Origin of the sequence: Onishia taeanensis (assembly GCF_900100755.1) — a bacterium.
GTDB lineage: Bacteria > Pseudomonadota > Gammaproteobacteria > Pseudomonadales > Halomonadaceae > Onishia > Onishia taeanensis.
Genome location: NZ_FNCI01000004.1, coordinates 251,426 through 269,707 on the forward strand (window position 1 = coordinate 251,426; position 18,282 = coordinate 269,707).

Below are 18,282 nucleotides of genomic sequence, written 5' to 3' on the forward strand. Positions count from 1 at the left end.
CTTGATTCAGTGGTCGGGGCATTCAGCGAATATCATCCAAGGCAATACGCCGCCCTTCCTTGAGGGAGCGCTCCGCGGCCTCGGCCAGCCGCAGTGCCTCGAGTCCGTCATGTGCGCTGGTCAAAGGTGCGCGCTGCTGCTGCCAGGCGGTCACGAAATCGTCGATCTCACGGGCGAAGGCCGCCGCATAGCGCTCAAGGAAGAACCATTGAGGCTTTTCCTCAACCTGTCCGCCCTCGCCGGTGAAGCGCAGCCGGGTTTCGGTTTCGTTCTGGGCCTGAAGCATGCCACCGCTGCCGAAGGCCTCGATACGCTGGTCATAGCCGTAGCAGGCACGCCGCGAGTTATTGATGTGGCACAGCCGGCCACTGGCGGTGGTCAAGGTCACCATGGCGGTATCCACATCCCCTGCCTCGCCAATGGCCGGATCGATCAGGCAACTGGCTGTCGCCTGAACAAACGTAATGGGCTCATCTAACAGCCAACGTGCCATATCGAAGTCGTGAATCATCATGTCGCGGAATAGCCCACCAGACGCCGCCACGTACTCAGCGGGTGGTGGTAACGGGTCACGGCTGATGATGCTTAGCGTCTCGAGTACGCCAATACGTCCCTCGGCCACTGCCTGCTTGAGCGCCGAGAACTGCGGGTCATGGCGACGGTTGAAACCGAGCGCACAGGTCACCGGATTTGAGGACAGAACATCCAGCGCCTCGCGAGTACGCGCCAGGTCCAGGGCAATGGGCTTCTCACAGAGCACTGCCTTGCCCGACTGGGCCGCCTGCTCAAAATACTCCGCATGGGTCGGCGTGCTAGAGGCGATCAGCACTGCATCGATGGTCTCGTCGGCGAAGATGGCCTCCGTACTCATGGCCTGACTGCTATAGGTCAACGCCAGCGCCTCGGCGGCCTCATGCCGGAAGTCGGCGATAGCGGCAAGCTTCACCCCGGGATGGGCGGTGATAGCCTGGGCATGAACCTGGCCAATACGGCCGGCTCCGATCAGGGCGAGTTGCATAGATGTCTCCTAGTTGTCGCTTCTTGTTAGTGAACTGACTGCAGCTGATTGAAGGCTCGCTGGTGCCTCAAGCATCCGATGCCGACGAGCTTTCGCCGGCTTCAAGCCCTTGGTCCTGACGAATGCCCAACGAGATCGCCAGGGTTTGCGTCAAGCACAGAGAGGCCGTCAGCCCTCGGAAACTCTTGACCTCTGCCTCGTGGACGATGAGTGCCACATCCGCCAGGCGCGCTAGGGGGCTCAAGCTGGAATCCGTGATGACCACCAGGGGAATACCGCGTTCCTTCGCCTCGGCTGCGGCATCCTGTGACTCCTGCGCGTAAGGGGAATAGCTCACCAGCAGAAGGGCGTCGCTGGCACCGATAGAGCGTATCTGCTCTCGAAACATGCCGCCCTGGCCATTAATCAGAAAGGCACGCTTTTCGATGTGATGCAGGGCGTAAGTGAGATAGCTGGCCACCACAAAGCTGCGTCTTGCCCCCATTACGTGAACCGCCTGCGCCTTTTCGAGCAGGTCAAGGGCTTGTTCAAGATCTTTTGGGTTGATCCGCCCGGGTAACTCCTCAAGCACTTCGCGATTGGCATCAGCGAACTCCCACAGCAGCTGGGTGCTATCCGGGGTCTCGCCGGTAGCCGAACGCACCGCACGGATGCGTTCGGCATAGTTCGGCAATTCATTCATCAGTCGGCCCCGAAAGAGCTGCTGCATCTCCGAGAATCCCGTAAAGCCGAAGCTGTTGGCGAAGCGAATCAATGTCGAGGGCGTCACATCGGCTTGCTCGGCGAGCTTGGCCACTGTGGCGAAGGCCACCTCCTGGGGATGATCGAGCAGGAAGCGCGCCGTCTGTTGCAGCCGGCGGCTCAACGTGGGGTAGTCCCGCCCAATGCGGGCCTCGAGTTCGGTGAAATCCTGAGGGGTCGTCATGGGTCCCTATTCCTGCGCTAGCCAGCTCCCCCAGAGGAAACCGGCATGATGAATCGATGCTGTGGTAAGCCTAGCCTTTGTGGAACAAATATTCCAAACATACCAAAGTATAAAACATTTAATTTGCTGAATGATGAAAATGGAATCTATATTCCAAACGGGGTCGGCAAAGACCGGCCGTGATGCGAATTACAACGAAAAAAGCAAAGAGGACCTCTTCACCATGCCACGACTCAGCAAACTTCTTATCGCCTCAGCGGCTACCGCCACCATGATGAGCGGTATCGCTCATGCCGATGCTAACCGTTTCGTCATGGTCACCCATGGCATCCCGTCAGATCCCTTCTGGACAGTGGTCAAGAACGGCGCAGAGGCCGCTGCAGAAGAGGTCGGTGCAACAGTCGAGTATCGCGCGCCCTCTACCTTCGATATGGCCAAGATGCAGCAACTGGCACAGGCCGCGGTGGCCTCCAATCCGGATGGCCTGATCATTTCCTTCACCGATGAAGATGCCCTGGGAAAGGTGGTTCAAGACGCCACTGACAACGGCATTCCCGTCATCACCATCAACTCGGGTGGCGATGTAGCTGCTCAGTACGGGGCCAGGCTGCACATTGGGCAGAGTGAATATGAGGCAGGCAAACAGGCTGCCGAACGCATGCAAGAGATGGGCGTCGAGAGCGGGCTTTGCGTTAACCACGAACAGGGTAACCAAGGGCTCGACCAGCGCTGTAACGGTTTCATCGATGGATTCGACGGTAATGCCGATCAGTTGGCCACCAGCTATGACCCGGTAGAGATCCGCAACGCCATCATGGCCTACCTGAACCAACACCGTGATATTGGCGGCATTCTTACCCTAGGCTCACTGGCAGCCGATCCGATGATGAAAGCCATGCGCGAACAGGGTGCCACCGACATGTTCGTGCTGGGTACTTTTGATCTCTCTCCCAGCATCCTCGAGTCCATCAACCAGGGTGAACTCGACTTTGCCATCGACCAGCAGCAGTACCTGCAAGGCTATCTCCCCGTCATCTTCCTCAATCAGTACGCCAAGAATGGTCTCTTGCCCGCAGGCGACGTGCCCACTGGGCCTAGCTTCGTCACCCAGGAAAACGCCAGCCAGGTCATAGAGCTGAGCCAGCAAGGCATTCGGTGATCATCCGCCAACCAGAAGGGCCCGGACACTCGGGCCCTGGGAGTCGAACAGTATGAATTCCAATCCATCTCCACAGGCCACAAGCGCAGCGGAAGAGCCGCAGGATGAGCGCCTGCGGCAACTTCCCTTCTGGAAACTAGCGCTGAGCCGCCCCGAATTTGGTGCCCTGGCCGGCACGGTTCTGGTCCTTGCCTTCTTCCTCGTTGCCGCCAGCGGTTCCGGTATGTTCACACCATCCGGTATCGTCAATTTCCTCGAAGTGGCCGCTCAGTTGGGCATTCTCGCCACCGCTGCCGCGCTGTTAATGATCGGCGGAGAATTCGACCTGTCCATCGGGTCGATGATCGGACTGGCCGGCATCCTGATCGCCATTCCCGCCGTGCAGTTCGGCTGGCCACTGTGGGCGGCCATCATTCTGGCTTTCGCCTGTGCAGGACTGGTGGGCTGGATCAATGGATACTTGGTCAACCGCACCGGGCTTCCCTCTTTTATCGTCACTCTCGGCTTCCTGTTCATTCTGCGCGGGCTGGCTATCGGCATCAGCCGTCTATTGACCGGACGTACGCAGATCGGCGGCGTCCAGGACCATATCCCCGGTGACTGGTTCGCCTCTCTCTTCTCAGGCGAGGTGGGCACGAGCTTGTTCAGTTGGATGGCGTCACAGGGCTGGATCGCCACCAACTTCGCTGGCAACCCCGCGGTCACGGGAATACCGGTTTCCATCGTCTGGTGGCTGGGACTGACCGCCGTGGCGACCTGGGTGCTGCTGTTCACGCCCTACGGCAATTGGATCTTCGCCAGCGGCGGTGATGCCAATGCGGCGCGCAATTCAGGGGTGCCAGTGCATCGGGTCAAGATATCCCTGTTCATCTTCACCGCTTTCTCGGCAACGATCTTTGCTTGCCTGCAGGTAATGGATACCGGCTCGGCGGACACCATTCGCGGTTTGCTAAAAGAACTCGAAGCAATCATTGCCGTGGTCATAGGCGGCGCCCTGCTCACCGGCGGCTATGGCTCGGCAATCGGCGCAGCACTGGGGGCTCTGATCTTCGGCCTGGTGCAGATGGGGATCTTCTACACCGGGGTTAACACCGACTGGTTCAAGGTATTCCTCGGCGTGATGCTGCTGGTAGCCGTGCTGTTCAACAACTTTATGCGCAAGAAGGCGATGGAGGCCAAGTGAGATGACAGAACTCAAGCCGATGATCGAGATGCGCAACGTCAGCAAGCACTTCGGCAGCGTGATCGCCCTGAGCGATATCTCGTTGAAGGTCCATTCCGGTGAGGTGATGTGCCTGCTAGGCGATAACGGCGCCGGCAAGTCCACGCTGATCAAGACCCTGTCTGGGGTGCACAAGCCTACCCACGGCGAGATGCTTTTAGACGGCAAACCCGTGCGTTTCAAGTCCCCCGCCTATGCGCTTGATGCGGGTATTGCCACCGTATTTCAGGACCTGGCAATGATTCCGCTGATGTCGATCACCCGCAACTTCTTCATGGGCCGAGAGCCCACCGTGGGCTGGGGTCCCATGAAACGCATTGACTGGAAATATGCCGACCGCATCGCCAAGCAAGAGATGGCCAAAATCGGCATCGACGTACGAGACCCAGGCCAGCCGGTGGGCACCCTATCCGGCGGCGAGCGTCAGTGCGTGGCCATCGCTCGAGCAGTGTACTTCGGTGCCAAAGTGTTGATTCTCGACGAGCCGACCTCGGCACTGGGTGTGAAGCAAGCCTCAGTGGTACTCCGCTACATCGCCAAGGCTCGCGCCGATGGCCTGGCAGTGATCTTCATTACCCATAACGTCCATCACGCCTATCCGGTCGCTAATGCTTTCACCCTGCTCAAGCGCGGCGGCAGCCTCGGTTCCTTCCGCAAGGAGGAGATCACCCGCGAGGAGGTCCTCAACATGATGGCGGGCGGCGCCGAACTCGAGAGCCTAGATGCCGAACTGGCCGAATTTCAGCGCAGCGACCAGCAGCAAAGCCAGGTTGCCTGAACGCAGCCGAAGTGCCTGACACGGAGAACGCCATGACATCCCTGCACATCGGACTGATCGGCACCGGCTACATGGGCAAGGCTCATGCCATTGCCCTGCACGCCGCACCCCGGGTGTTCGATCTGCCCGCGACACCGGTTTGCGAGCTGCTCGCCGAGGTCGACGAGACGCTTGCGGTCCGCAAGGCAAGTGAACTGGGCTTCGCTCGCGCCACCGGCAACTGGCATGAGCTAGTAGCCGACTCCAGGGTCGACGTGGTGGACATCTGCGCGCCGAACTTCCTGCACAAGGAAATGGCCCTCGCCGCCATCGCCGCGGGCAAGCATGTGTATCTGGAAAAACCCATGGCCCTGAATGACGCCGACGCTGCCGAGATGGTCGCGGCGGCAGAGCGCGCCGGCGTCAAAACACTGGTCGGCTTCAACTACGTGCGCAATCCCGCCACCCAGCTGGCCCGAGAGATCATCGCCAACGGCGAGATTGGAGAAGTCATCCACTTTCGTGGCCGCCACAACGAGGATTACCTTGCCGACCCGGCCAAGCCTCACGACTGGCATACCTTCCGTGAAACCGCAGGTGCTGGCGCCTTAGGCGATTTGGGTTCTCACATCCTGCACATGGCCGAATACCTCACAGGGCGCACTATCAAAAGGGTCTGCGGCCAACTCCAAACCGTGATCACAGAACGCTCCCTGGCGAATGGTAGTGGCATGCGACCGGTCGAGAACGATGACCATGCCCAAGCACTACTGCACTTCGACAACGGCCTGATAGGCAGCATCGAGACTTCACGTGTCGCCTCGGGCCGCAAGATGGGGCTGGCCTACACAGTTACCGGCACCAAGGGCGCTATCACTTTCGATCAAGAGCGTATGAGCGAACTAAAGCTCTATCAGCAGGAAGGCCCGAGCGGACGTCGAGGCTTTCGCACCCTGCTGGCTGGCCCGGATCACCCCGACTACGCCGCCTTCTGTCCGGCCGCCGGGCATGGGCTTGGCTACAACGACCAGAAGATCATCGAGATCCGCGACCTGATCGAAGGACTGACCGGTCGCAGGCCGCTCTCTCCCGATTTCCGGCAGGCCAGGCGGATCAACACACTGATCGAGGCCATCGAGCGCTCGCATCACGACGGTAACTGGGTGGAGCTCGCGGACGCCTGATCCATCAGGCTTCGACCCACTTCATATGACGAGAGCACGCGCGATGAATCAACACACAAGTATCTGTCCCTTCACTCTGGCCGCCTGTGCCGAAATGCTCTTTCGCGACCTGCCTATTGTAGAGCGGGTGCGCAAGCTCGATGCAATGGGCTTCCAGGTGGAGATCTGGGACTGGACGCGCCACAACATCGATGCTCTGGCCAACACAGGCGCTACCTTTTCCTCCATGACCGGCTATATCGAGGGCACCCTTGGCGACAAGGAAGGCGCCGACCGCCTAGTCGAAACGGCCAAGGAATCCATCGCGGTAGCCAAGCGACTGGGCATTCCCCGCCTCAATCTGCATGGCACCGGCCTCAATGGAAAAGGCCTTCCGCTCAAGCCCAGCGACCGGATCACGGGCGCCATGTGGATTTGCGCCCACGACACCCTGACCCGCCTAGCCGACCTGGGTCGGCAGCATGACGTCACCTTCGTGCTCGAGAACCTCAATACACAAGTCGACCACCCCGGCGTGCCCTTCGCCCGCGCCGAGGACGTGCTGGAGCTGGTCGCGAACGTCGATCGTCCCGAGGTGCGGATCATGCTGGATCTCTACCACGCGCAGATCGGTGAGGGGAACCTGATCGAGCTCGTGCATCGCTGTGGACCCTATATCGGCGAGATCCAGGTCGCCGACGTCCCCGGGCGCTTCGAGCCCGGCAGCGGCGAGATCCACTACCCCGCCATTGCGCGCGCCCTCGACAGGATGGGCTACCGGGGCACCGTTGGCTTCGAGGGATGGGCCTCGGGTGACGACACGTCCGCCCTCAGGCGCTTCAGGGATACCTTCACTTTTCACCATTGAACTATACATGCGCCGTAGCGCCTAGCGAGGCCCATGGCCTTCCCCACGCATCGGCAAGACGTCATCGGCGACGCGGAGAAACGATATGCAAACAACAACGACACATACACCATCGCTGGACCTGATTTGCCTCGGCCGCGTCGCGGTGGACCTGTACTCGGAACAGGTCGGCAGCCGCCTGGAAGACGTGGCCAGCTTCTCCAAGTATCTGGGTGGCAGCTCCGGCAATATGGCCTACGGTACCGCACGCCTCGGCCTGAAATCCGCCATGCTCTCCCGGGTCGGTAACGAGCAGATGGGCAATTTCGTGCGCGAGGAGCTCGCCCGTGCCGGCGTCGACGTGAGCGCACTACAGACCGACCCCGAGCGCCATACTGGCCTGGTGCTGCTGGCCCTCAAGGATCGCGACAGTTTTCCGCTGCTATTCTATCGCCGTGACTGCGCCGACATGGCCATCGATCATGCGGCCATCGATCCGGCCTTCATTGCCCGAGCCAAGGCGCTGGCCATCACCGGCACCCACTTGTCCACCGACACCACTGCACGCGCCTGCCGCAAGGCACTGGATGCCGCCGCCGAGCATGGCGTCAAACGAGTCCTGGATATCGACTACCGCCCGGTACTGTGGGGGCTAACCTCACCCGGTGACGGCGAGACCCGCTTTATCGCTGACGAGGCCGTGACGGAGAACCTCAAGCCCTGGCTTGCCGACTTCGACCTGATCGTCGGCACCGAGGAAGAATTTCATATCGCCGGCGGCAGCACCTATACCCTCGCCGCACTGCGCGCGGTGCGCGAGGTCAGTAAAGCGACGCTGGTATGCAAGCTCGGCGCCCTGGGCTGTGTGGTGATCGAAGGCGAGGTCCCACAGCGCCTCGAGGAGGGCATCCTCGTCGAAGGCGTCAAGGTTGAGGTGCTCAACGTGCTCGGCGCAGGCGACGCCTTCATGAGCGGGCTGCTGCGCGGCTGGCTGCGGGGCGAAGACTGGCAAACCAGCGCCATCTACGCCAATGCTTGCGGCGCACTGGTAGTCTCGCGCCACGGCTGTGCCCCAGCCATGCCCACCGAGGCCGAGTTATTTGACTATGTGGCCCGCCGAGACACGGTCAAGCGACCCGACCAGGATGCCGGCCTCAACCATTTGCATCGCGCCACGACCCGAGTACCCAAGGAATGGCCCATGGTTTGCGGCCTGGCCTTCGACCACCGCCGCCAGCTAACCGATATGGCTCGCGAGGTCCGTGCCGACCCCGCCCGCATCCCGGCTCTGAAGCAACTGCTGGTAAAAGCCGCCGAGGAAGGGGCCAGCCGTACCGGTCTCCCCACACCAGCGATCCTGGTCGATGACGTCTTCGGTCAGGACGCCCTGAACGATGCCACCGGTAAGGGCTGGTGGATCGGCCGCCCAGTGGAATTGCCGAGCTCCCGACCGCTTCGCTTCCAGCACGGCGATGACCTAGGAAGCCGCCTCAAGCACTGGCCCCGGGAGCATATCATCAAGTGTTTGGTCTTCTACCACCCGGACGATCCGGTCGAACTACGCCTCGATCAGGAAGCCCGCCTGCGCCAACTCTATCAGGCAGCCTGCGCCAATGGTCTGGAGCTTCTGGTCGAGGTGATCCCACCTAACCAGGCCGACATCGACGACCAGACCCTGGCCCGGGCCATTCAGCGCTTCTATCACCTCGGCATACGCCCCGACTGGTGGAAGCTCCCGACCCTGTCGGATACCGCCTGGGCAGCGGTCAGCCAAGCCATCGAGGCCCAGGACCCGCAATGTCGCGGCGTCGTGCTACTGGGGCTCGACGCTCCCATGGATGACATGAAGCGTGGCTTCACCGCGGCCGCCCGTCACCCCCAGTGCAAGGGCTTCACCGTCGGCCGCACGCTGTTTTCCGCCCCCAGTCGCGATTGGCTGGCCGGCACCATCGATGACGGCCAGCTGATCGATCGGGTGGCCAGCAACTACGCCGAACTGATCCAGGCCTGGCAGCAACTGCGCAGCGCCCATCCCATCGCAGAGGACGCCCTGTCATGAGCACCACTCGACTCACCATGGCCCAGGCACTGGTCAAGTACCTGGCCGCCCAGTACATCGAACTCGACGGCCGCGAGGAAGTACCGCTGTTTGCCGGCACATTCGCGATCTTCGGTCACGGTAACGTGGCCGGTCTCGGCGAGGCGCTCTATCAAGCCAAGGACCGCCTGCCGACCTATCGCGCCCACAACGAGCAAACCATGGCACATGCCGCCATCGCCTACGCCAGGGCCAACGGGCGGCGACGGATGATGGCGGTCACCAGCTCCATAGGCCCCGGCGCCGCCAACATGGTCACCGCCGCGGCGCTGGCCCATACCAACCGCCTGCCGGTACTGCTGCTGCCCGGCGACACCTTCGCCACCCGAGAGCCTGACCCGGTGCTGCAGCAACTCGAGCATTTCAATGACCCGACGATCACCGTCAACGACTGCTTCCGCCCGGTGTCGCGCTACTTCGACCGCATCATGCGCCCGGAGCAGTTGCTGACCAGCCTGCCCCAAGCCATCGCCACCCTGCTCGACCCCGAGCACTGCGGGCCGGCCACCCTGTCGCTGCCCCAGGATGTGCAGACCTTCAGCTATGACTTCCCGGAGCGCTTCTTCGAGCGACGCCTGCATCGCATTCGTCGCCCAGCACCCGAACTCCGGGAGTTCGAGACAGCTCTCGAGGCACTACGCAACGCCAAGCAGCCACTGATCATCGCCGGTGGCGGCGTACATTACGCCGGTGCCTGTCAGGCGCTGGATGACTTCGCCCGAGCTCACGGCATTCCCGTGGCCGAGACCCAGGCCGGCAAGGGTGCACTGCCCGACGCCCATCCGCAAAGCGTCGGCGCCATCGGTGTCACCGGCAGCGCGGCCGCCAACTGCCTCTCCGAGCAGGCCGACGTAATACTGGCCGTGGGCACCCGCCTGCAGGACTTCACCACCGGCTCCCGGGCGCTGTTCGAGCGCGACGACCTGCGCTTAGTGGCCTTGAACGTCGGCCGCTTCGACAGTGCCAAGCACCACGCCCTGCCCTTGAGCTGCGATGCCAAAGTGGGCCTCGAACAACTTTCCTCGGCGCTCGGCGACTGGCGTAGCGAAGATAAGTGGCGCGAGCAGGCCGGCGGCCTAAAGCGGGAATGGAAGGTAGTGGTAAACCACACCACCGCCGACGCCGGCCTTGCCCTACCCACCGACGCCCAAGTCATCGGAGCCGTGAATCGTCAAGCCGGCGACGACGGCACCGTGGTCTGCGCAGCAGGCGGTTTGCCCGGCGAGCTTCACAAGCTTTGGCAGGCAGCAGGCCCCAGCAGCTATCACGTCGAATATGGCTTCTCCTGCATGGGCTATGAGATCGCCGGTGGCATGGGCGTGAAGATGGCAAAACCGGAGCGGGAGGTCTTCGTGATGGTCGGCGACGGCAGCTATCTGATGCACAACTCAGAGCTCGCCACCTCGGTGATGCTCGGCCACAAGCTGATCGTGGTGGTGCTCGACAACCGCGGTTTCGGCTGTATCAACCGGCTGCAACACGCTACCGGCGGTGCCGGTTTCAACAACCTACTAAAAGACTGCCGGACGGTACCGGAGGGAGCGCCCAAGACCGACTTCGCCGCCCACGCCCGCGCTCTGGGCTGCCAGGCCGAATCGGTCAGCGGTATAGCAGCCCTGGAAGCCGCACTCGTCCGCGCCCGCCAGGCCTCGTCGACCTACGTGATCGCCATGGACACCGACCCGCTGCCGAGCACCGCCGAAGGGGGCGCCTGGTGGGACGTCGCGGTACCGGAAGTCTCCGAGCGCGAGGAGGTTAACACGGCCTATCGCGGCTACGTCGAGGCCAAGACCCGTCAGCATCGCTGAACCACCTCCAGTGAGCGATCGCGGACTAACCAGCAATCACTAACTAACGAGCACTGACTCACACGCACAATGAGCGGTCGCCTGACGCCATGCCGGCGGCCGCATCACCCTCAAGGAGCACGCCATGACCATTCGCCTCGGCATCAATCCGCTGACCTGGACCAACGACGACCTACCGAGCCTCGGCGGCGACACACCGCTTGAAACCTGCCTGACCGAAGGGCGTGAAGCGGGATTCTCAGGCTTCGAGCTTGGCCAGAAGTTTCCCCGCACCCCTGATGCACTCTCGAAAGTGCTGGGCGACCATGACCTGTCGCTGGTCTCCGGCTGGTACTCCAGCCGCCTGTTGGAGCGCAGCCCGGAGGAGGAAATCGAGGCGGTCAAGGATCACCTCAACCTGCTCAAGCAGTGCGGCGCCAAGGTCATGGTATTCTGCGAGGTCAGCCACTGTATCCATGGCGATCAGTCCCGCCCCGTGTCCCAGCGCCCGACCCTTGGCGAGGACGAATGGGCCCGGCTCACCGACGGCCTCAACGTGGTCGGCGACTACCTCAGGGAGCAGGGCGTGCACATGGCCTACCACCACCACCTCGGCACGGTAGTGGAAAGCCAGGCCGATATCGAACACATGATGGACGCCACGCGCGACTCTGTGGGCCTGCTGCTCGACTTTGGGCATCTGGTTGGTGCCGGCGGTGATCCGCTCACCATCGCTCAGCGCTATGCCTCGCGCATCAAGCACGTGCACTGCAAGGACATGCGTTTCCCTGTCCTGAACGAACTGCGCAACCGCGACAAGAGCTTCCTTGATGGGGTGCTCGATGGCCTCTTCACTGTCCCGGGAGACGGCAATATCGACTTCGCGCCCACCCTAATGGCGCTTCGCGAGAGCGGCTATGAGGGCTGGCTGGTGGTAGAGGCCGAGCAGGATCCTAAGGTGGCCGACCCTCTGGCCTATGCGCGCCTGGGCTATCGCAACCTGCACGCTCTGGCCGAGCAGGCCGGCTTCACGATCGACAAGTAGGCCGCCCGCGATGCCATCGCCTGGCTCTGAGCAACTCATGGCAGGCGTCATCGCCATTCGATACGAATGTTCGATGACGCAGATATTCGGCGCCATGGGTCTTTAACGACCATCAATCTTTGACGACCCCTCAGTATTTGACGAAATAGGTATCCGACATGCACCAGATTCACCACTTCCTCAACGGCAGCATTGTCGAGGGCCGCAGCGAGCGCTACGCTCCGGTCTTCAACCCGGCCACTGGCGAGCAAAGCGCCCAGGTCGCACTGGCTACCGCCGACGAAACCCGCGATGCGGTGCGCATCGCCAATGACGCCTTCGCCAGTTGGTCCAAGATCTCGCCTCTCAAGCGCTCGCGCATCCTCTTCAAGTTCAAGACCCTGGTCGAGGCCCATACCGACGAGCTGGCGGCCATGATCTCCCGCGAGCACGGCAAGGTATTCTCCGATGCCAAGGGCGAGGTAACACGGGGTCTGGAGGTCGTCGAATTTGCCTGCGGCATCCCGCACCTGCAGAAGGGCGAGCACTCCATGAACGTCGGCACCGGCGTGGATAGCTACTCGATGATGCAGCCGCTGGGCGTCTGTGCCGGCATCTCGCCGTTCAACTTCCCGGCCATGGTGCCGATGTGGATGTTTCCCATCGCCCTGGCCTGCGGCAATACCTTCATCATGAAGCCGTCCGAGAAGGACCCTTCCACGCCCATGCGCTTGGCCGAGCTGCTCAAAGAGGCCGGGCTGCCCGACGGCATTTTCAATGTAGTCAACGGCGACAAGGAGTCGGTGGACGTGCTGCTCACCGACGAACGGGTTCAGGCGGTTAGCTTCGTCGGTTCCACCCCCATCGCCGAGTACATCTATGCCACGGCCTCGGCCCACGGCAAGCGGGTTCAGGCACTGGGCGGGGCCAAGAACCATATGGTCATCATGCCCGATGCCGACCTGGACCAAGCGGTCGACGCACTGATGGGGGCGGCCTACGGCAGCGCCGGCGAGCGCTGCATGGCAATCTCGGTGGCGGTGCCAGTGGGTGAAGAAACTGCCGAGCGCCTGCGGGAAAAGCTCATCGCCCGTCTTGAGACGTTGCGTGTTGGTCCGGGTCTAGTCGACGGCCCCGACAACGACATGGGGCCGCTAGTCACCAAAGAGCACCTGGAGAAGGTCAAGGGCTATATCGCCACCGGCGTCGAGGAAGGCGCGGAGCTGGTGGTGGATGGCCGAGAAACCACCATCGAAGGCGCCGGCAATGGCTACTTCGTCGGCGGCTCGCTGTTCGATCATGTCACACCAGGCATGCGCATCCACACAGAAGAGATCTTCGGCCCAGTGCTGGCCATCACCCGCGCTGCCAGCTTCGACAGCGCCGTTGCCATGATCAATGACCACGAGTTCGGCAACGGTACCGCCATCTTCACCCGCGACGGCGATGCCGCTCGCCAGTTCTGCGAGCAAATCCAAGTCGGCATGGTCGGCGTCAACGTACCGATCCCGGTACCCATGGCCTTCCATAGCTTCGGCGGCTGGAAGCGCTCGCTGTTCGGCCCCCTGCACATGCACGGGCCTGATGGCGTGCGCTTCAATACCCGCATGAAGACCATCACCCAGCGCTGGCCCAGCGGTATCCGCGAAGAAACCAACCACTTCACCATGCCCACTCTCTAGGCAATGTTTCGCTACGTGCAGACACCATGAGGATTGCCTAAACGACGACGCCCACCATTTTTTATGGCGGGCGTCGTCATGTCGGCCGTTTTATTCCCCCTTCAGCGGGTCAGGGCACCAGGATCGTCGAGCCGGTGGTCTGGCGGGCGGCCAGGGCCTCCTGGGCCTTGGCCGCGTCGGCCAGCGCAAAGCGTTGGCCGATATCGATGCTGATCTTGCCGCTCTCGAGCATCGCGAAGAGTTCCTCGCTCATGGCCTCAAGCCGCTCGCGGGTATCGGCATAGCCATTGAGACTCGGACGAGTGACGAAGAGCGAGCCTTTCTGGTTGAGGATGCCGATATTGACGCCCTCCACCGGCCCCGAGGCGTTGCCGAAACTGACCATCAGGCCACGCTTCTTGAGGCAATCCAGCGACATCTCCCAGGTGTCCTTGCCGACCGAGTCATAGACCACATCGACCATCGCGCCACCAGTGAGCTCGCGCACGCGTTCGACGACGTTCTCCTTGGTGTAGTCGATGGTCGCCCAGGCGCCATTCTTCTCGGCAAGCGCCGCCTTCTCGGGTGAGCTGACGGTACCAATCAGCTTCACGCCGAGCGACTTAGCCCACTGACAGGCGATCGAACCGACACCGCCGGCGGCAGCATGGAAGAGAATGGTCTCGCCACCCTGAAGCGGATAGGTCTGGCGCAGCAGGTACTGCACCGTGAGGCCCTTGAGCATCGAAGCGGCGGCAGTCTCTACGTCTACGCCATCAGGCAGGCAGACGACCTTCTCGGCAGGCAGCGTATGAAGCTCGCCATAGGCCCCCAGAGGCCCTTGCGCATAGGCGACCCGATCACCGACCTTGAGATGCGTCACCCCCTCGCCGACGGCATCGACTACGCCAGCGCCCTCGGTACCCAGGCCCGAGGGTAGAGACGGCACCGGATAGAGGCCGGTACGCACATAGATGTCGATGAAGTTGAGCCCCACCGCCTGGTTGCGAACCCGCACTTCTCCTGCCCCGGGCTCTGCGGGGGTGAAATCGATGAACTCGAGAACCTCTGGGCCGCCAGTGCTGGCGAGCTGAATGCGCTTGGCCATGAAATATCTTCCTTGTGTTCTTGTGTTGAAACATGCGTGAACAGGGTAAAGAAACTACATCTATCCAAGCGCCCGCAACGCAAGGGGTCAAGCTCGCCATTAGCAACAACCGCCGGGACAACAGCGGTTGCTATCTTGCTTGTTATGACTAGAAGGCATAACGAGAGCCATGCCCAATTATCCTGACAAGGGGCCTAACTGAGGAAGCTTATCGCCGGGACGACTGACAGCGTAGTGGCTTTGCAACGCCATCGTTTAGGGCTCAACTGGCTTACAGCGTGGTCGGAAAGGATTCAAGCCCGCGCACAAAACGTGACTTGTAGCTCTCGAAGACCTCTTTATCTTGCTTGAAAGAGGCCACCACCGAGCCCTCATCGAAGGCGAGGGTGCGCGTTACGTCATCAAGCCCCTCGGCCGGATGCTGGGCACCGAGCCCGATGCGCCGCCCCTGCTCGCCATCAAACCAGCGCTTGATACCGGCGTCGCGGAACATGGTCTCCTGCTTGGAATCGGTGGCCACCACCTTCAGCGGCGCCCTGAGGGCCAATTCCTGCACCAGGCGCTGGACGGGGTTTGCCACGCTGCTCTCCTCGAGGGCGCTGAGCAACGACACCTCCATGCCCTGGCCCGCCTCATCCAGCACCAGCAGCGCCAGGGCAACCGGGCGCGACTGATTGTCGACCAGCGCAAACACGCGGGCGGCCTCCTGCTTGACCAGCACGCCTAAGGTGCCAGCAAAGGTCGCCAGTGGCGCCAGACCGGCCTGGTGGCCGTAGACCTCGGCACACAACCGGGCGAGGCAGGACTCGCGTTGCTGAACGTTATTGACGTGCACGACTCTCATCGACTTACCCCTATCGCAGCACCCGCCAGCGCGGGCCTTGATGTAAAAAAGCCGCAGCCTAGCACAGTCAGGCGCCGCTGGCCCCGTTCCCTAGTTCCACAGCTGAATGCTGGACCAAGCGATTCATCGGCACTGCACTGCCCGCCCCATATCGTTTAGTCTGAAAACCGTCCCCTCCCGCTCAGGAGCCACCACATGTCGGCCTCTTCCAACGCTGCGCCAGAGGCGTTGTCGCCCTCCCCCATGGCAGCGCTGCCGCGGCTGATCGCTCATCGCGGCCTTTCGGCTAGCGCACCGGAAAACACCCTTGCCGCGGTGCGAGCCGCCCATGAGGCCGGCATCACCTGGGTGGAGCTGGACGTCCAACTGCTCGCCGACGGCACGCCGGTCATCTGGCACGACGCCACCCTCAAGCGTTGCTCGAATGGCCGCGGCCGGCTGGCGAAACTCAGCCTTGCCGAGGCCCGGCGGCTGGACGTGGGCGCCTGGTTCGACGCGGCCTTCACCGGGGAGCGCATGGCGACCCTAGACGAGATGCTCGCGCTGATCGACACCCTGAGCATGGGGCTCAATCTGGAACTCAAACTCGCCCGTGGCCGCGACCCGGCGGCGCTTGCCGAGGCGGCAGTGCCCAGGGCCATGGCAAAGCTGCCCACCACACGGCTGATCGTCTCCTCCTTTTCTGGCCCGGCCCTCGAGGCCGCCCGGGGACTCGAGCCAGACCCCACGCGGCTCAGGCTCGGCCGGCTCTACGACAAGATAGCCAAGGGCTGGGAAGCGGAGGCGCGCAGTCTCGAGGCATTCAGCGTGCACGGAGACTGGACGCGGCTGACCGAAGCTCGCGCCCGGGCGATCAAGGCCGCCGGCTATCGGTTGATCTGCTACACCGCCAACGACCCAGAGGCCTTCGCACCGCTCTGGCAATGGGGGGTCGATGCGGCCATCAGCGACGACCCGCGACGCTTTTGCGGCCGGCTGCCCGATGCCGTCTAGCGAATCCATCTAGGTGAAATCTGGCTAGATGGGGCACAATTCCTGGCAAGAATTGATCTGGATCAAGCCGGCGCGACACTCTGGTCAAGAACGTCACCCAGGTGCCGATGACGTTTCATGACTTCCCACGGACCGGAGATGTGCATGAACCCGTCGACGCTGATCGGCATACTGGCAAGCATTGGCCTGCTAGGCACCGTATTGCTGTTTACCGCCGAATCGCCTCAGAGCTTCATCAACGTACCTGGGCTCGCCATCGTCGTCACCGGCACCCTAGCCGCCACCTTCATCAGCTATCCCCTCAGGGAAGTCGTGCGCGTGGTGCGCCTGGTGGGCCTGGTCTTTCGCCGCGAGAACACCTACACAAGTGGCGATATCCAAGAGCTCGTGGCCATCTCGCGGCTGTGGTTCAAGGGCGATGTGCGCGCGGTTGAGCAGTCTCTGGAAAAGGCCAGTAACCCCTTCCTGCGCACCGGCGTGCAGTTGGTGATCGCCAACACCAAGGAAGAGGATATTCTCGAGCTGCTGCGCTGGCGCATCGCCCGCCTCAAGGCAAGAGAATACGCCGAGGCCCAGATATTTCGCACCATGGCCACCTATGCCCCGGCCTTTGGCATGATCGGCACCCTGGTCGGTCTAGTGAATATGCTCGAGGTCATGGAGGCAGGCGATATCGGTGTGATCGGCCCCCGTATGGCGATTGCCCTGCTGACCACCTTCTACGGCATTCTGCTGGCCAACCTGGTCTTCAAACCCATCGCCGTGAAACTCGAACGCCGCACCGAAGAACGGCTGATCGCCATGAACATGGTGCTCGAAGGCATCTCGCTGATCTGCCGGCGCCGGTTGCCCTCTTTCATCGAAGAGACCCTCAACTCCTTCATGGCCAACTATCGCGACGAGATCCGCGATGTGCCGCCGGGAATCGACGTCGAGAGCATTAGCCCAGACACCAGGGGCTCCGGAGGTCAGGAGGCCCGACAGGATGGCTGATTCAGATGACGCCCTGCTGCCAGGCGCCGGCCAAGCCAACAAGGACAGCGACGGCGAGAACTGGCTGACCAGCTACCTGGACGTGCTGACCCTGCTGATCACTCTCTTCGTGCTGCTGATCTCGATGAGCGGTGGTGAAGCAGGCGATGCCACGTCATCCCAGGCAACGGCCACCCCCAGCTTTAGTCCCCTGGCCAAGGTAGGCGAACGTCAGGCGGGGATACTGCCGCGCCAAGGCGATGGCGTGAACGCCGCCTTCGACGACCTAGCAGTAGACGGCGTGGTGGTGGCCCGCCACGCCCAGGGCACGATGCTGCGTATCGCCGATCACCTGCTGTTCGACAGCGCCAGCGCCTCGCTCACGCCCAGCGGCGAGGCCACCCTTGCCCAACTGACCGACAAGCTGAGCGCCTTTCCGGGGCGTATCTCCGTCGAGGGGCACTCCGACAATCGCCCCATTACCACCTCGCGCTATCCTTCCAACTGGGAGCTATCCAGTGCGCGAGCAAGCGCGGTGCTGCGCTTTTTAACCCAGCAGGGCATCGATGCCACGCGCCTGCGTGCCATCGGCTATGCCGACACCAAGCCGCTGTCTTCCAACGACGACGCCCAGGGCCGGGCCAGCAACCGCCGCGTGGAACTGGTGCTGCACAACGACTGATGCCCAGGCATCAGCCGGGATC

The 18,282-nt window shown here is 62.3% G+C and carries 16 protein-coding genes; 12 read left to right on the plus strand and 4 right to left on the minus strand.

Annotated features, from left to right (window positions below; translation table 11 throughout):
- Nucleotides 1-22 precede the first annotated feature (22 nt).
- Together iolG and BLR71_RS08055 are read right to left on the minus strand one after the other, a co-directional pair.
- Complete coding sequence (gene iolG / locus BLR71_RS08050; RefSeq protein ID WP_092524888.1) at nt 23-1,018, minus strand: inositol 2-dehydrogenase; 996 nt, start codon at nt 1,016-1,018, stop codon at nt 23-25.
- Nucleotides 1,019-1,085: 67 nt separating this feature from the next.
- Nucleotides 1,086-1,943 carry a MurR/RpiR family transcriptional regulator gene (locus tag BLR71_RS08055; RefSeq protein ID WP_092524890.1) on the minus strand — a complete coding sequence of 286 codons (858 nt, stop codon included), beginning with the start codon at nt 1,941-1,943 and terminating at the stop codon, nt 1,086-1,088.
- Between the two features lie 223 nt (nt 1,944-2,166).
- Here BLR71_RS08055 and BLR71_RS08060 point away from each other — a divergent pair, with 223 nt between their 5' ends.
- The 9 genes from BLR71_RS08060 (at nt 2,167) to BLR71_RS08100 (ending at nt 13,682) form a co-directional block, all read left to right on the plus strand.
- Nucleotides 2,167-3,102 carry a sugar ABC transporter substrate-binding protein gene (locus BLR71_RS08060; protein WP_092525100.1) on the plus strand — a complete coding sequence of 312 codons (936 nt, stop codon included), beginning with the start codon at nt 2,167-2,169 and terminating at the stop codon, nt 3,100-3,102.
- Between the two features lie 52 nt (nt 3,103-3,154).
- Entirely contained in the window at nt 3,155-4,285 is a 1,131-nt protein-coding gene (locus BLR71_RS08065) for an ABC transporter permease (protein ID WP_092524892.1), read from the plus strand.
- A 1-nt stretch (nt 4,286) separates the two neighbouring features.
- The gene (locus BLR71_RS08070; protein ID WP_092524894.1) at nt 4,287-5,102 is read left to right on the plus strand and encodes an ATP-binding cassette domain-containing protein; all 816 of its coding nucleotides are present in this window, start codon (nt 4,287-4,289) and stop codon (nt 5,100-5,102) included.
- Between the two features lie 32 nt (nt 5,103-5,134).
- Nucleotides 5,135-6,265 carry a Gfo/Idh/MocA family protein gene (locus BLR71_RS08075; protein ID WP_092524896.1) on the plus strand — a complete coding sequence of 377 codons (1,131 nt, stop codon included), beginning with the start codon at nt 5,135-5,137 and terminating at the stop codon, nt 6,263-6,265.
- A gap of 43 nt (nt 6,266-6,308) precedes the next feature.
- A complete protein-coding gene (locus tag BLR71_RS08080; RefSeq protein WP_092524898.1) occupies nt 6,309-7,112 on the plus strand; it encodes a TIM barrel protein in 804 nt (267 codons plus the stop codon).
- An 85-nt stretch (nt 7,113-7,197) separates the two neighbouring features.
- Nucleotides 7,198-9,150 (plus strand): bifunctional 5-dehydro-2-deoxygluconokinase/5-dehydro-2-deoxyphosphogluconate aldolase, encoded by a 1,953-nt coding sequence (locus BLR71_RS08085; protein ID WP_092524900.1) that lies wholly within the window; start codon nt 7,198-7,200, stop codon nt 9,148-9,150.
- Nucleotides 9,147-10,997, plus strand: a complete 1,851-nt coding sequence (gene iolD, locus BLR71_RS08090; RefSeq protein WP_092524902.1) for a 3D-(3,5/4)-trihydroxycyclohexane-1,2-dione acylhydrolase (decyclizing) — start codon at nt 9,147-9,149, stop codon at nt 10,995-10,997. The genes BLR71_RS08085 and iolD overlap by 4 nt, the downstream gene beginning before the upstream one ends.
- A gap of 124 nt (nt 10,998-11,121) precedes the next feature.
- Nucleotides 11,122-12,021 (plus strand): myo-inosose-2 dehydratase, encoded by a 900-nt coding sequence (iolE, locus tag BLR71_RS08095; RefSeq protein WP_092524904.1) that lies wholly within the window; start codon nt 11,122-11,124, stop codon nt 12,019-12,021.
- A gap of 158 nt (nt 12,022-12,179) precedes the next feature.
- Nucleotides 12,180-13,682, plus strand: coding sequence for a CoA-acylating methylmalonate-semialdehyde dehydrogenase (locus tag BLR71_RS08100; RefSeq protein ID WP_092524906.1), 1,503 nt, complete (start codon nt 12,180-12,182; stop codon nt 13,680-13,682).
- A 109-nt stretch (nt 13,683-13,791) separates the two neighbouring features.
- Here the strand turns inward: BLR71_RS08100 and BLR71_RS08105 are convergent, their stop codons facing one another.
- Both BLR71_RS08105 and BLR71_RS08110 read right to left on the minus strand, forming a co-directional pair.
- Entirely contained in the window at nt 13,792-14,769 is a 978-nt protein-coding gene (locus BLR71_RS08105; protein WP_092524908.1) for an NADPH:quinone reductase, read from the minus strand.
- Between the two features lie 271 nt (nt 14,770-15,040).
- Nucleotides 15,041-15,613 carry a hypothetical protein gene (locus tag BLR71_RS08110; RefSeq protein ID WP_092524910.1) on the minus strand — a complete coding sequence of 191 codons (573 nt, stop codon included), beginning with the start codon at nt 15,611-15,613 and terminating at the stop codon, nt 15,041-15,043.
- 195 nt (nt 15,614-15,808) lie between these two features.
- On the opposite strand from BLR71_RS08110, the gene BLR71_RS08115 reads away from it, so the two are divergent.
- The 3 genes from BLR71_RS08115 to BLR71_RS08125 all read left to right on the plus strand — a co-directional run bounded on the left by BLR71_RS08115 (nt 15,809) and on the right by BLR71_RS08125 (nt 18,260).
- On the plus strand, nt 15,809-16,606 hold the full coding sequence (locus tag BLR71_RS08115; RefSeq protein ID WP_245696375.1) for a glycerophosphoryl diester phosphodiesterase: 798 nt from the start codon (nt 15,809-15,811) through the stop codon (nt 16,604-16,606).
- 144 nt (nt 16,607-16,750) lie between these two features.
- A complete protein-coding gene (locus BLR71_RS08120; protein ID WP_092524912.1) occupies nt 16,751-17,599 on the plus strand; it encodes a motility protein A in 849 nt (282 codons plus the stop codon).
- Complete coding sequence (locus BLR71_RS08125) at nt 17,592-18,260, plus strand: OmpA/MotB family protein (protein WP_092524914.1); 669 nt, start codon at nt 17,592-17,594, stop codon at nt 18,258-18,260. Before BLR71_RS08120 ends, BLR71_RS08125 begins: the two co-directional genes overlap by 8 nt.
- Nucleotides 18,261-18,282: the final 22 nt, after the last annotated feature.